At 39.4% G+C, this 14,712-nt stretch carries 8 protein-coding genes, 2 tRNA genes and 3 rRNA genes; 3 read left to right on the top strand and 10 right to left on the bottom strand.

Going from position 1 to position 14,712, the window contains the following annotated elements; all coding sequences use genetic code 11:
- Position 1: 1 nt before the first annotated feature.
- Genes HYD3684_RS04150 through HYD3684_RS04160 form a run of 3 tightly spaced genes read left to right on the top strand, consistent with a single transcriptional unit; the run spans position 2 to position 3,185 of the window.
- Positions 2-502 (top strand): HAD-IIIA family hydrolase, encoded by a 501-nt coding sequence (locus HYD3684_RS04150; protein ID WP_015419432.1) that lies wholly within the window; start codon positions 2-4, stop codon positions 500-502.
- 60 nt (positions 503-562) lie between these two features.
- Positions 563-1,561 (top strand): hydroxyacid dehydrogenase, encoded by a 999-nt coding sequence (locus tag HYD3684_RS04155; protein ID WP_015419433.1) that lies wholly within the window; start codon positions 563-565, stop codon positions 1,559-1,561.
- A 52-nt stretch (positions 1,562-1,613) separates the two neighbouring features.
- Entirely contained in the window at positions 1,614-3,185 is a 1,572-nt protein-coding gene (locus HYD3684_RS04160; protein WP_015419434.1) for an MlaD family protein, read from the top strand.
- Here HYD3684_RS04160 and HYD3684_RS04165 read toward each other — a convergent pair.
- From HYD3684_RS04165 to HYD3684_RS04210, 10 genes are all read right to left on the bottom strand, one after another.
- Positions 3,182-4,564 carry a hypothetical protein gene (locus tag HYD3684_RS04165; RefSeq protein WP_015419435.1) on the bottom strand — a complete coding sequence of 461 codons (1,383 nt, stop codon included), beginning with the start codon at positions 4,562-4,564 and terminating at the stop codon, positions 3,182-3,184. The two genes, HYD3684_RS04160 and HYD3684_RS04165, sit on opposite strands and share 4 nt — an antisense overlap.
- A gap of 52 nt (positions 4,565-4,616) precedes the next feature.
- Positions 4,617-4,736: ribosomal RNA gene (gene rrf / locus HYD3684_RS04170) — 5S ribosomal RNA — on the bottom strand.
- 57 nt (positions 4,737-4,793) lie between these two features.
- A 23S ribosomal RNA gene (locus HYD3684_RS04175) occupies positions 4,794-7,720 on the bottom strand.
- 71 nt (positions 7,721-7,791) lie between these two features.
- A tRNA-Ala gene (locus HYD3684_RS04180) sits at positions 7,792-7,863 on the bottom strand.
- Between the two features lie 20 nt (positions 7,864-7,883).
- Positions 7,884-7,958 (bottom strand) — tRNA-Ile (locus HYD3684_RS04185).
- A gap of 52 nt (positions 7,959-8,010) precedes the next feature.
- A 16S ribosomal RNA gene (locus HYD3684_RS04190) occupies positions 8,011-9,566 on the bottom strand.
- The 16S, 23S and 5S rRNA genes sit together here with 2 tRNA genes alongside, the layout of an rRNA operon.
- A gap of 152 nt (positions 9,567-9,718) precedes the next feature.
- Positions 9,719-12,409: a glutamine-synthetase adenylyltransferase gene (locus tag HYD3684_RS04195; RefSeq protein ID WP_015471354.1), complete on the bottom strand. Its 2,691-nt coding sequence runs from the start codon at positions 12,407-12,409 to the stop codon at positions 9,719-9,721.
- The gene (locus HYD3684_RS04200) at positions 12,402-12,797 is read right to left on the bottom strand and encodes a thioesterase family protein (RefSeq protein WP_012513884.1); all 396 of its coding nucleotides are present in this window, start codon (positions 12,795-12,797) and stop codon (positions 12,402-12,404) included. Before HYD3684_RS04200 ends, HYD3684_RS04195 begins: the two co-directional genes overlap by 8 nt.
- Positions 12,761-13,219 (bottom strand): Fur family transcriptional regulator, encoded by a 459-nt coding sequence (locus tag HYD3684_RS04205; protein WP_012513885.1) that lies wholly within the window; start codon positions 13,217-13,219, stop codon positions 12,761-12,763. Before HYD3684_RS04205 ends, HYD3684_RS04200 begins: the two co-directional genes overlap by 37 nt.
- Positions 13,220-13,322: 103 nt before the next feature.
- Positions 13,323-14,690 (bottom strand): deoxyribodipyrimidine photo-lyase, encoded by a 1,368-nt coding sequence (locus tag HYD3684_RS04210; protein ID WP_015419438.1) that lies wholly within the window; start codon positions 14,688-14,690, stop codon positions 13,323-13,325.
- Positions 14,691-14,712: the final 22 nt, after the last annotated feature.

Consider the following 14,712-nt stretch of genomic DNA (forward strand, 5'->3'; position numbering starts at 1 on the left):
TATGAATATAAAACTGTTTTTATCAGATATTGACGGAGTTTTAACGGATGGAAAGCTTTACTACACAAAAAATGGAGAGGAGATAAAAGCTTTTAACGTATTGGACGGACTTGGTATAAAACTTCTTCAAAGCGCCAACATAAAATTCGGTGTCATATCTGGAAGGCATTCTGAAGCGTTGATAAACAGGTTAAAAGAGTTAAAGATAGACATAATATATACTGGAAATCACAACAAGCTTGATATCTACAACAAGATAAAAAAAGATTTTGCTTTAGAAGATGAAGAAATTTGTTATATGGGAGACGATATAGTGGATATTCCCATTTTAAAAAGAGTAGGTTTAAGCTTTGCCCCCTCAAACGCCCATGATTACGTAAAAGGCTTTTGTAAATATATAACAAAAAGACAAGGTGGTGATGGTGCTTTGAGAGAAGCCATAGAGCATGTTCTTGATCTAACCGGGAAGCTAGCTGACATACTAAAATCTTTTGATGTTTAATTTCTTATTTTAATAAAATTTTAATTTTTATGTTATATAATAAAGTTGTAAGGAGGATTTATGAAAATAGCCTTTTGTGAATTAGAAGGTTGGGAAATGCCTTATATAGAAAAGTTTGTAGAAGAAAACAATTTGGAGCTTGTATGCTTTTCAAATGAAACGATAGACAAAGTAGAAATTCCAGATAATGTAGAAATCCTAAGCGTTTTCATATATTCTAAAATCACCAAAGACGTGATAGATAGCTTACCTAATTTAAAACTTATAGCTACTAGGTCTACGGGCTTTGACCATATAGATGTAGCTTATGCAAATTCCAAAGGAATAACAGTATGCAATGTACCGTCCTATGGTGAAGAAAGCGTATCTGAATACGCTATAATGCTTATGTTAGCTTTAGCAAGAAAACTAAGAGAAACTATAGATAACGTAGAAAAGGGCGTATACAAAACATCAAATTTAAGGGGTATTGAGCTCGCTGGCAAAACTTTAGGTGTAATTGGCACTGGTAGGATAGGTGCAAGAACAGCCCTTTTGGCGAAGTGCTTTGGTATGGACGTTGTTTGCTACGATGCAAGGCAAAACCAAACACTTATAGATGCTGGCATAAAGTATTTAGATTTTAACGAGCTTTTATCTGTTTCAGATTTTATCACATTACATGTACCTTATTTGCCATCAACTCATCATCTTATCAATATGGACAATATAAAGCTTTTCAAAAAAGGAAGTTTTCTTATAAACACATCGAGAGGTAAGGTAGTAGAAACCGAAAGCGTAATATATGGCTTAAAGCAAAAGATATTGGCTGGAGCTGCCATAGACACTTTTGAATCAGAAGAGATAGTGATGGAAGAGCATCTTTTGTGGAATGAAAACCTGTCTGCAGAAACTCTCAAAAAAGCCCTAGAGATAAATTATATTCTCAAGCATCCAAACGTTATTATAACACCGCACAACGCTTACAATACAAAGGAAGGGCTTCATAGGATATTGAACACCACCTTTGAAAATATACAATCTTTCTTGAAAAATCAGCCTAAGAATGTTGTTAAATAGTATCCTGATTTTTAAAATGACCGACAAACCAATTTTTAGTATAATATAGTTTGTGAAGTCAAAGTATTTTAAGCTAGGTCTTTTTGTTCTTTTAAGCGCCATAGCTTTTGCTTTCATGGCAATAAGTTTTAGCAGCATAAGGTATTTCTTTGAAAAATCAAACACATATGAGGCGCTGCTTGACGATGTACATGGTTTAAGCGTTGGGGCGGAAGTAAGGGTAAACGGCGTAAAAGCAGGTAGAGTTGAAAAGATTAGCTTTAGAAACGGTAAAGTTTTAGTGGTTTTCTCTGTAAAAAAAGATATTCCCATATATAAAGATGCCGAAGTGTCCATAGGTACTTTTGGGCTCATGGGAGATAAATACGTATCTGTAGAAGAAGGACATTCTATATACGGCGAACTTCCGCCAAACAGTATGATAGAAAATATAGGTGTTTCATCAGATACAGAATCTCTCATCAAAAATCTAAACAACACTGCAAAAAACTTTTCTGTAGTAGCCTCTAATTTAGCCAGTATAATATCTCAAAATAGGGATCAGATAGAAGGCATAATCCAAAATTTGGATGCTCTTACCAAAAACTTAAACACCATGGTAGCCCAAAACCAAGAGACATTAAAACAAACTATCTCTAACTTGGACATGCTCACTTATCAACTAAACCTTACTCTACCTCAAACTATAGCCGATATAGATAGAACCGCAAAGAATTTAGCTCAAATAACTGGGCAAAACAAAGAAGATATAAGGACTCTTGTTGAAAATTTAAAAGCACTTTCTTCTACCTTAAAAGATCAAACTCCTGTTTTGATGGCAAATTTAAATACGCTTTCTCAGAATTTGAATAACTTGGTAGTGGAAAATCAAAACGGTGTGCATACATCTATTAAAAATTTTGCTGAACTTTCTAAAAGCTTAAAACAAAGCTCCGATGAACTAAACCAAATACTTGCAAAAATAAATACTGGTCAAGGCACATTGGGTAAGCTAGTAAATGATAAAAGTTTATATGCAAATGCAAACAATGCCCTTTCTACATTCTCACATCTTGGAAAAATTGTCAATAGGTCAAACCTTTATATAGGTGGCAGATTTGAACTCTTTAGAGCTGGTCAATCAAAAGGTATACTATCTTTAAAATTTCAACCTAACAACCACGAGTACTATCTTTTTGAAATCGTCGGTAACTCAATGGGTAGAGTTACCACTCAATACATAAACAACAACCCTCAAACCATATATGAGTATAAGCCAGAATATACGTTGCAATACGCCAGAATTTTTAAAGATCCATTCTTCAGGCCAGGAAAATCTTACTTTGTAGTAAGGGGTGGTTTGAAAGAATCTACTGGAGCAGTAGGATTTGATTATATATACAACAACAGGCTTACATTCACTTCAGATTTGTGGAATTTTGGTAGAAAAGATTATCCTAACACGCCAAACCTAAAACCAGATTTACAAATAGGTGCTACATATCAAGTTTTTGGTCCACTTTTTGTAAGGGGTGGTATAACAGATATACTAAACAGTCAACTTACAGGTGGTTTTATAGGAGCTGGGCTAATGTTTACGGACAACGATTTAAAATATTTGCTTGGAGCAGTAAAAATACCTTAACCATACCAATCTTCTAACACATCCTCAAGTATAGCTTCGGCTGGGTTTTTATCTGGTATTAAAAGCCTTTCCATTTCCTCAAGTATTTCAATACGTTTTTCATACATGTTGTCTTTAGTTTTGTTTTGTTTGCTTTTAATCAAATGATCTAATATACTCTTAAAATCTTCAAAACTATCCACCTTGTAAGCGTATTCTAAAGCTAATTCGCCTATTTGATTTAATGGCTGGTGAGCTTTTGAGTCAAAAAATATAAGAGGTTTCCCAGTGGCCACAGGATACTCCACCAAAAACGAAAGTCCATCTGTGAGCATAGCATCGGATTCAGAAAATATAGAAAAATAATCTCCCCCAGTGTAGATTTCAACGTTTTCTATATTACTAAATTCTTCAAGCCATTTATCGTATTCTTCCTTATGCATAATGTTATGCTCCATCAAAGATCTTCTTAAAAATGGATGTGGTTTAAAAATAATTTTTATATCCCTATTTTCTTTTGCCAATCTTGTCATATCTTGATAGATTTTATGAAAAACTCCAAAGCCAAGCCATCTTTTAGCTACGCTATGATGAGGTGCCCATATCAAAGTAAAAGTATATTGAGAGGGCTCTTTTTCACCTCGTTTATTTTTCCTAAGATATCTTAACTTGTATAGCTTGGTACTACCAACAACTTTAACGTTTTTGGCTTTTAATATCTGATACTTTTCAAAATAACTCTTATCCAAATCCGTTTGAACATATATTCTATAAGCTAAATTATGAACGTAGGAATTAAAGTGAAGATCGTCTTGCTCTGGTTTAAAATGCTCCACCAGTGTAATTGGATAATAAGGAACATATAAAATTTTTGCAAACATGACATATGGCACTTTTAAAGCCAATGGCCTATCGTTATCCCAAGGACTTTGTATAAAAATATAATCTGGATTTAACGCTAAAAGAATATCAAGAGCATAGTAAGTATTTTCCATATTAAAAGTTATATGCTCTATACCTTTTATTGTTAGCTCTTTTGATACCTCATCAGCCCCTTCTGCTATCATTGCATCTTTAAAATGGTTATTTATAGCTATTACAACCGTATCCACTTTTTCGCAGTTTTTAAAAGTAAAATAAACATCTTCTATATTATAAAAAGCCTGTAAATGATGTATTAAGAACACGACTCTTGGTTTTTTGTTCGAGTTAATTTTTCTTGATATAGCGTATATACCTTGCTGTAACGTATGAAACTGCTGATAAGACTGGAAAAACAAATCGTTTTTTAACTGTGTTATATTTATTACTGCAAAGTTTTCTAAATTGTTTAAACGTTCTATGATAGCTTTTTGATTATCAAGCAGCTCTTGTAACTTTTTTGTTATATCTTCTTCCACAAAAGTATTATAATACAATATTATAAAAAGATTATAAATAAATAATTTAAACCCCCGAGGGCGACCTACTTTCCCGTGCCGTTTGCCCAGCACAGTATCATCGGCGCAGAAGGGCTTAACTGCCGGGTTCGGAATGGATACCGGGTGTTTCCCCTTCGCTATTGCCCGCGGAGAATCTTGATTTTTAATTTTATAAGCTCAATAGGTTTGAGAAAGAAGAAGTTAGTGGGTATGCAAGTCGAACGAGCTATTAGTACCCTTTAGCTCCACCAATTGCTTGGCTTCCACTACAGGGCCTATCAACGTGGTCATCTTCCACGGCTCTTCAGGGAGTTCTTATCTTGAGGTGGACTTCGCGCTTAGATGCTTTCAGCGCTTATTCCGTAGAAGGATAGCTACTGGGCGCTACCACTGGAGTGATAACCCATACACCAGAGCCTTCCCTGTCCCGGTCCTCTCGTACTAAGGACAGACCCTCTCAAAACTCCTGCGCCCACGGCGGATAGGGACCGAACTGTCTCGCGACGTTCTGAACCCAGCTCGCGTCCCCCTTTAATGGGCGAACAGCCCAACCCTTGGAACCTGCTTCAGCTCCAGGATGGGGGGAGCCGACATCGAGGTACCAAACTTCGCCGTCGATAGGGGCTCTCGGGCGAAATTAGCCTGTTATCCCCGGAGTAGCTTTTATCCGCTGATCACATGCCCTTCCACTCGGAATGCATGTGGGTCACTAAGCCCCGCTTTCGCGTCTGCTCGACATGTCTGTCTCACAGTCAGGCACCCTTATGCCTTTGTACTCGATGGCGAATTTCCGACTCGCCTGAGGGTACCTTTGGACGCCTCCGTTACTCTTTAGGAGGCAGCCGCCCCAGCTAAACTGCCCGCCTGACACTGTCCCTTGCAAGGCTTACTTGCTAAGGTTAGAACTCTAACCTATCCAGGGTGGTATCTCACCGGTGGCTCCACCCCTCCCGAAAGAGGGGCTTCCTAGCCTCCCACCTATCCTGCGCAGGATAGGTCAAAGTCCAATGTCAGGTTACAGTGAAGCTTCACGGGGTCTTTCCGTCCTGCCGTGGGTAGCCGGTGTCTTGACCGGCATCACAATTTCATCGGGTCTCTCCTCGAGACAGCGTGGCACTCGTTGGACCATTCATGCAGGTCGGAACTTACCCGACAAGGAATTTCGCTACCTTAGGACCGTCATAGTTACGGCCGGCGTTTACCCGGGCTTCGATTTGGGGCTTGCACCCCGCCTCTTAACCTACGAGCACTGGCCAGGTTTCAGACCACATACGTCCTCTTTCGAGTTTGCGTAGTCCTGTGTTTTTGGTAAACAGTCGGCACCACCTGGTCTCTGCGACCCACGGAGGCCTTCGCCGAAAAACTACAACCTCCATGGGCACCCCTTCTTCCGAAGGTACGGGGTCAATTTGCCGAGTTCCTTGAGGAGAGTTCCCCCGACGCCTTAGGCTACTAACCCAGCCCACCTGTGTCGGTTTCCAGTACGGTCAGCTAAGCTTCAAAGGTTACGCCATTGTTTCTCGGTAGTGTAGCGTCAAGGCAATTACTTCATCAGCTCTCGGAGTATGAAGAGACGGATTTGCCTATCCCTTCCTCCTACTACCTTGAACCTGCATTCCATAGCAGGCTGCCTTTAGCTTCCTACGTCATGACTTAACCTCCACTTAGCTGGCACGGGAATGTTGACCCGTTTTCCATCGGCTACGCCTCATCGGCCTCACCTTAGGTACCGGCTAACTGGCGTATGATTTACATTGACGCCAAAACCTTGGGCTTCCGGCGGATAGATTTCTCATCTATCTTCGCTACTACTCATGCCAGGATCCTCACTTCCCTGTCGTCCATCATGCCTTACGGCTTTGACTTCAGCCAACAGGGAACGCTCTCCTACCACAGCTTAACGCTGTCCGTAGCTTCGGTACTGAGCTTAGCCCCGCTAAATTTTCGGCGCGAAACCCCAATAGGCCAGTGAGCTGTTACGCACTCTTTAAAGGATGGCTGCCTCTAAGCCAACCTCCTGGCTGTTTTAGGGGTTTCACATCCTTCCCCACTTAGCTCAGTTTAGGGACCTTAGCTGACGGTCTGGGTTCTTTCCCTCTCGTACCTGGAGCTTATCCCCCGGGTACTGACTGCCATGGACCGCTTTCTCCCCATTCGGAGTTTGGTAGGGTTCGGTACCCCTTTCGAGGCCCTAGCCCTTCCAGTGGCTCTACCTGAGAGAAGCTACCATGACGCTAGGCGTCGACCTATTTCGGAGAGAACGAGCTATCCCGGAACGCGATTGGCTTTTCACCGCTACCCACACCTCATCCAACGGTTTTGCAGCACCGACTGGTTCAGGCCTCCAGACAGTATTACCTGTCCTTCACCTTGGGCATGGGTAGATCGTTCCGCTTCGCGTCTGCCCCAAGCTACTTAACGCCCTATTCGGACTCGGTTTCCCTTCGGCTTCGTCTTGCGACTTAACCTTGCAGCTTAGGACAACTCCCTGGCTCATTTTGCAAAAGGCACGCAGTCGAGGCAAAAGCCTCTTCCACTGGGTTGTAGATCCTTGGTTTCAGGCTCTATTTCACTCCCCTTCCGGGGTTCTTTTCGCCTTTCCCTCGCGGTACTATGCGCTATCGGTCAGCTAGTAGTACTTAGCCTTGGAGAGTGGTCTCCCCAGATTCCTACCACCTTCCGCGGGGGCGGTAGTACTCGAGGACGCATCCGGAAGACTTTATGCTTTCGCATACAGGGCTTTCACCTTCTATGGCGCACTGTTCCAAGTGCTTCTGCTAGCATAAAGTTTTGTAACTTCCGCAAGACCTGGCAGAGTCTTGAAGATGCGCCTCACGACCCCTACAAAGCTAAGGCTGCCACCATGGCACTTTGTAGGTTTAGGCTAATCCCCGTTCGCTCGCCGCTACTTAGGGAGTCTCATTCGATTTCCTTTCCTGGGACTACTAGAAGGTTTTACTTCGTCCCGTGTGTGCCCCTTTCGGGTGCTATGGTATTACCCATAGCGGGTTGCCCCATTCGGAGATCCGGGCCTCAAAGGCTGTTTGCGCCTCCACCCGGCTTATCGCAGCTTACCACGTCCTTCATCCACTCTAGCTGCCAAGGCATCCACCAAGGACCCTTACTAACTTGCATACCCACTTTAATTACTTCTTCTCTCAAACCTATTCAGCTTATGAAGTATGAGCTTCTCCACGTTTTACACATGGAGATGGTGGGATTTGAACCCACGACATCCTGCTTGCAAAGCAGGCGCTCTCCCGCTGAGCTACATCCCCTTAATACGCATCCCTGATAATGGGCCTCACTGGATTTGAACCAGTGACCTTACCCTTATCAGGGGTACGCTCTAACCAAACTGAGCTAGAGGCCCTAAGGGTTAATAGCTCAATGAGAGGATAGCGTAGCAAGTGTTATCCGTTAAAAAAGGAGGTGATCCAGCCGCAGGTTCCCCTACGGCTACCTTGTTACGACTTCGCCCCAGTTACCGATGTTTTCATCGGCCTCTGCCTCCCTTGCGGGTTAGCTTGAGGACTTCCGAAAACACCAGCTTCCGTGGCGTGACGGGCGGTGTGTGCAAGGCCCGGGAACGTATTCACGGCGACATAGCTGATACGCCATTACTACCGATTCCGGCTTCATGAAGGTGAGTTTCAACCTTCAATTCGCACCACGACAAGGTTTGTGAGATTAGCTTGAGCTTGCACTCTCGCTACTCATTGTCCTTGCCACTGTAGCGCCTGTGTAGCCCAGGGCATAAAGGGCATACTGACCTGACGTCGTCCCCTCCTTCCTCCGGCTTGTCGCCGGCAGTCTCCTTATAGAGCACCTCATACGAGGAAGCAAATAAGGACAAGGGTTGCGCTCGTTGCGGGACTTAACCCAACATCTCACAACACGAGCTGACGACGGCCATGCACCACCTGTGGTAGGATTTCTCCCAAAAGGGAAACACGGCTATCTTTCGACAGCCTTTCCTACCATTTCAAACCCTGGTAAGGTTTTTCGGTTAGCATCGAATTAAACCAGACGCTCCACCGGTTGTGCGGGCCCCCGCCAATTCCTTTGAGTTTCAGGCTTGCGCCCGTACTCCCCAGGCGGGATGTTTAACGCGTTAGCTGGGGTGCAGCGAAGTTATCACTACACCTAACATCCATCGTTTACGGCTGGGACTACCCGGGTATCTAATCCGGTTTGCTCCCCCAGCTTTCGTCCATGACCGTCAGTACCGTCCCAGTAGGCCGCCTTCGCCACTGGTGTTCCTCCCGATATCTACGCATTTCACCGCTACACCGGGAATTCCGCCTACCTGAACAGGACTCAAGTAACGCAGTTCGGAATGCCTTGCCGAAGTTGAGCTTCGGGCTTTGACAATCCGCTTACGAAACCAGCTACGGACGCTTTACGCCCAGTAACATCGCGCAACGCTCGGGACCTACGTATTACCGCGGCTGCTGGCACGTAGTTAGCCGTCCCTTCCTCTGATGGTACCGTCAAGACCAGGAGGTATTAGCCCCTAGTCCCATCTTCCCATCTGACAGAGGTTTACACCCCGAAGGGCTTCTTCCCTCACGCGGCATTGCGGGGTCAGGCTTGCGCCCATTGCCCACGATTCCCCACTGCTGCCCCCCGTAGGGGTGCGGGCCGTGTCTCAGTCCCACTGTGGCTGATCATCCTCTAAGACCAGCTACCCGTCATTGGCTTGGTAGGCCATTACCCCACCAACTACCTGATAGGACGCGAACCCCTCTTTGAGCCGAAGCCTTTGACAGCCTCGCTTTCACCTTTTGCCTTAGTGACAAAAGGCAATATAGGGTATTAGCTATCCTTTCGGACAGTTATCCCCTTCTCAAAGGCAGGTTATTCACGCGTTACTCACCCGTTTGCCACTGAGAGTGAGTTGCCCCACTCTCCGTACGACTTGCATGTGTTAGGCATGCCGCCAGCGTTCGCGCTGAGCCAGGATCAAACTCTTCAAAGAATTTTATCCATGGCTTTTAATGTTAATAATGTTGCTACGCTATCCTCTTATTCAGCTATTGAAGTACGACCGTTGATAGCCAACTTTTTGAAGCTATCAACCAATTGAGAATATTAAGTATACAGAAATTTTTTCTTTTTGTCAAGAGGGTGTTATATGATGTGGGTTAGGTTTGTAACAAAGGATTTATTTATGTTTTCCAAAAATATGCTTCTTATCTCTTTCATTACATCTTTAGTTTCATTGAAGGTTTTTTCTCCAAAATCCATAATACTTAAAGTGGATGCAGAACCTTCTCTTTTTAATCTTAGAGAAGTCTCTAAACTTCTTAGATATAAGTAAAGTTCTTTTAGTCTTTCAAAGAAAGGATAAGTATTTTTTAGGATATCCATGGCTTTTAACATAGAAGGCTCTCTTAGCTTTTCCTTTAAGATATATAACTGAGTAATAAATTCAGCATCCATCATAGATCCTGATGCCAGCTTTATATTTATTTTATCCTTAGAATATTTTAGGTTCTTCTCTATCTCAAATTTCATATTTAATGTTTCTTGTGCCTCTTTTTCTGTTATATCTTTCTCAAATAAAAACTTATTTACTATGTGTTCAAATTCTTTTTTTAGTTCTTTATCACCGGTAATTACTCTATACCTTGTCCAACTTAGCCTTTCCCAAAATCTTGCCTCATTTTCAAAGTAGTTTTTATAAAAATCAAGAGTGGGGTTTAGCTCACCTTTTTGACCCATAGGTCTTAGTCTAAAATCCACCGCATACAGATAACCTTCTTTTGTGTGAGTAGTCAAAAACTTTATAAAATCTTGTATGTAATTTATCGAACTGATTTTTGTCTGATTATCTTTAACAACAAAGCACAAGTCTAAATCAGAGTTTATGTTTAACTCTTTAGATCCAAGCTTACCAAGGGCAATTAAAAGAGTATCTTCTCTTAGCTCAAAACTCCCTTCTAAAACTACCTCTGCCAACTCTGATAGACTTTCAAACAATTTTATTAAGTTTTTAGATTTTGTTATATAGTTAAGTATTATCCTTATTTCCCACGCTCTTTTAAATCTTCTAAAAAGATTTAACTTATCTAATTCAACTCCTTTATAGTTATCTAAATCCCTTTTTATCTCTTCTTTAGTAGGAAAATCCTGATAAAGGGTCAATATATCTTCTACGGTGTCTGGATATCTCGATATCTCTGTAGATATTGTGTTTGATGCCTCAAATATGTCTAAAAGGGATTCAAATATGCTTTCTTTTTCAAATATTATACGTCTACCGGTTTTACTCATTATAAACTTTTCAAGGTTCCTTAAAATAAGCTCCGGTTCTTTTGATGAGTTTATTTTTTTTATAAACGTGGGTAAATACTCTAAAAACTTCTGCCTTTCTTTTTCCGATAGATATATACCTTCTTTACCTTGAAATATGCCCAATAATGAGTTGAAGAAGTTTTTAGGATTCTTTACATTTGGTATACATTGAGAAAATACCTCAACATCTTCTAATATAACGGCTTCTTGACATGGATTTAAACTTACTTTTTTTCTGCTTTTAGGAAGCAAGTTATCAAAAATTTCTCTAACTCTAGATCTGTGCAAAGACAAAAGACTGTTAAATTTATCTTTTGAAAAGCCCATAAAAAATGCAAATTTTTCTACGTCTTGGTCTTTTAAAACATGATCTTGCACACAATTTTTTATTTGTATAAGATGCTCAAGTCTTCTTAGAAACGTATACGCCTCCTTTAAAGAATTGCCCTCTTCTTCGGATAATATACCATTTTGTTCTAACTTCATTATAAGTCTATACGTATTGCCATCCCTCAAAAGAGGTTTTTTACCTCCTAGAAGAAGGGTCATAGCTTGAAGACTAAATTCTACTTCCCTTATGCCACCCTCACCAGTTTTTACATTGTAACCTTTTGACAGGGTTTTCTTTTTTTGTTCTAACTCTATTTTTTCCTTCATGAGGGAAATATTGTCTAAATCTCTTTGATCTATAGATTTTTTAAATACAAAAGGTATTATAATATTCTCATAAAAACTTGAAAACAACGAAGATTCATCGTATACAGCCCTTGCTCTTACAAGAGCCATTCTTTCCCAAAACCTTCCATACATCTCATAATAGTCTTCAGCAGCCTCTATGCTCATCACTATGGGCCCAGATTTTCCAAAAGGCCTCAAATCCGCATCTGTTATATATATTTCCCCCTCTTTTGTATTTGTGTTTATGCTTTTCATAAAAAGCTTACAAATGTTGTCATAGTATTGAGTGTTGTCTTTTGAGAAAAACATAACGTCTATGTCTGAATAAAAATTCAGTTCGCTGGATCCAAGTTTACCCATACCTATTACTAAAAGTTCCTTTGCGTTGTCATTTGATATATGCTTTATAAGGCTTTCTATTAGTGCATCTGCTAAAGCTGAATATTCTAACAGTATATCTTCCAAATCCTCTGTGTTCAATATATCTTTCGCCACAAGCCTCATGAGCTCTCTTCTTCTATAAAAAGCCAAAAACTCCTCAAAACTCATATCAGAGTGCTTATACAGTTCGTTTATCTCTTTTAGATAGGTTTCTTTTGATTTTACCTTATACCAAAGCTCTGGTATAGTCTCTTCAAATATCGTGGGGTGTCTTAAGATTAATTTTTTTATACAGCTTGATCTTTCTCCCAATTCTAAAAGCAATAAAAATCTTCTTGGATTTAGATATGATAAAAGAGTATCTTTATGGGGATGAACTTCTAAAAGCGATTCAAAAAATTGAAGAGCCTCATCTTGATTGTATACTTTGTCTTTTATAAAGTCTATATAGCTTTTATCAATCATTTACAATCCTTATTAAAAAATCTGGTATTTTTGTGAGTTTGCCGTCTTTTACTATGCAATGTTTTGTATTTCCTATCGCACAAAGTTTATCATCCACATACACTTTATAATCAAAGTAAAGACTAAATTCGTTCTTTATATTCATCGATGTTTCTATGTCAAAAACATCTTGATAAAGAATAGAACGTTTTATTCTTATGTTTGCTTCTACTAAAACCACAAAAAATCCTTCGTTGTGCATCTTGTAGTAAGGGTATCCAAGATTTTCTAACAAAAAACCTCTAGCCTCTTCAAAATACCTAAAATAGTTTGAATGATGCACTACACCTTGGGCATCGGTTTCATAAAAGTTTACTTTTCTTGTGTAGGTTGCTTTTTTTCCAAACATTGCTCGCACAATCCAAATATTTCAAGCCTATGATAAGTAGGTAAAAAGTTGTGCTTTAGACAAATCTCTTCTTGTAAATTTTCTATGTCTTCGTTGAAAAATTCTATGATACGCCCACAAGAAACACATACGAGATGATCGTGATGACCTTCTTGAGTGCAAAATTCGTATATCGTCTTGTTGTTTTGTTTTATTATTTCTTTTATTATACCAAAATCCATTAAAAGTTTTACAGTTCTATATATTGTAGCTCTAGAGGCCAATTTTTGTGTATTTTGGATGTAGTTTACAAGTTCTTCTATTTCAAAGTGCTTTTTGTAATTTGCTATAACATCTATCAAATCTAGCCTATTTTTTGTTATTTTGTAGTTATGTTTTTTTAGAAAAGCCCTAAACTCTTCCTTTAACTTTTTTGTATTCATCAACTAATAATATACCTAATATATACTAAAAATGCAACGTCATTGTATTATCGAGACTTGTCAATAGCATACACAAAACTATCTTTTAAGATGAAATATCTTTTTATAAACTCTTTATTTTTTCTACATATTTTTTAATATCAAACTTTGATTCTAAGCCTGATACACTCATATATCTTATTTTTCCATAGATTTTTCTTTCTTTCCATGGTCTGTCATGGGTTCCAAAGCACCACGATATGCCAGCATAACCGTTTGGATCTCTTCCATCAAGCTCGTATTTATCGTTTAGATAGCATGCTATATCAAAGGCATGTTTTGGGCCTTGTGTCCATTCTATAATTTTTTTACACCAGTACATTCTCATGTAGTTATGCATCTTTCCAGTTTTTAAAAGCTCCAACTGTGCAGCGTTCCAATACTCATCGTGCGTTTTTGCATTTTCAAACTCTTCTAATGTATAAACATAATCTCTTTTATCGTTTTTGTGCTCTTCTAATGTTTTTTTAGCCCAGTCTGGAATGCCTTCATAGTGATTATAGTTTGGGTTATAATAGCAAAAATTCCTTGCAAGCTCTCTCCAAACTATCAGTTCGTTAAAAAAGCTATCAACGTTTTCATCTCTTTTATACTTTGACAAGGTTTCAAAAACAACTTCTAACGGTGAAATCTGTCCAAAGTGCAGATAAGGACTAAGGTTCGATTGATAGTCAAGCTCCGGATGAGACCTATAATCTTTATATTTATGCAGCTTCTTTTCAATAAATTCTTCTAAATATCTTTTTGCTTGGCTATAACCACCTATAAAAGGTGATAAACTAATGCTTTTATCTATGTTGAGAATATCTAAAATCTTTAAAGAGTTATTTAAAGTTATCTCCTCCATTCCAAAATCAAGATTAATGGATTTAATCTTTGGCTCTCTTGGCTTTAATTTAAGAAGATATGATCCTAATACATCGTAAATCTTTTTTCTTATATTAAAAGCGTAAACTTCTTGCTTTTGAGATACAATTTCTACAGGAACACAAACGTCAGACTCTACTTCGTAGAATGGTATATCTAATTTCTTTGCTATATCACTATTAAGTTTTCTATAATACTTTAAATAGGCTTTATCTGTGATTAAGGCATTAGCATTCTTTGATATCTCTATGACTCTTCGCTTGATATCATCTGATTTTTCTATGATAAATCTTATACCTCTTTCTTCTATGGACTTTTTGGCTTCTAAAACTCCATCTAACATAAATTTGTAGTATCTTGCATTTGAGTATCTGCATTTGTCTGTAATTGGAAAATAGACTAATAATGGTTTTTTGTAGTCGTTTGATAGGTTGATTGCATATTCAAGACTGTGGTTAAAGTTTGCTCTATGACTGTGAGACATCCAGTATATTATGTATTTACCTGATTGATTAAACTGTCTGTCGTTTAAAGCTTTTACTCTTCCTGTGAATTCTGGTTCCATTGATATCTCCTTTTTATAGAGA

Source organism: Hydrogenobaculum sp. 3684 (assembly GCF_000213785.1).
Taxonomy (GTDB): domain Bacteria; phylum Aquificota; class Aquificia; order Aquificales; family Aquificaceae; genus Hydrogenobaculum.

Bases quoted from the DNA above. Each gene is read 5' to 3' on its own strand.
- HYD3684_RS04150 (WP_015419432.1), top strand. From the start codon at position 2: ATGAATATAAAACTGTTTTTATCAGATATTGACGGAGTTTTAACGGAT.
- HYD3684_RS04200 (WP_012513884.1), bottom strand. From the start codon at position 12,797: ATGTTTGGAAAAAAAGCAACCTACACAAGAAAAGTAAACTTTTATGAA.
- HYD3684_RS04210 (WP_015419438.1), bottom strand. From the start codon at position 14,690: ATGGAACCAGAATTCACAGGAAGAGTAAAAGCTTTAAACGACAGACAG.
- HYD3684_RS04205 (WP_012513885.1), bottom strand. From the start codon at position 13,219: ATGAATACAAAAAAGTTAAAGGAAGAGTTTAGGGCTTTTCTAAAAAAA.
- HYD3684_RS04195 (WP_015471354.1), bottom strand. From the start codon at position 12,409: ATGATTGATAAAAGCTATATAGACTTTATAAAAGACAAAGTATACAAT.
- HYD3684_RS04155 (WP_015419433.1), top strand. From the start codon at position 563: ATGAAAATAGCCTTTTGTGAATTAGAAGGTTGGGAAATGCCTTATATA.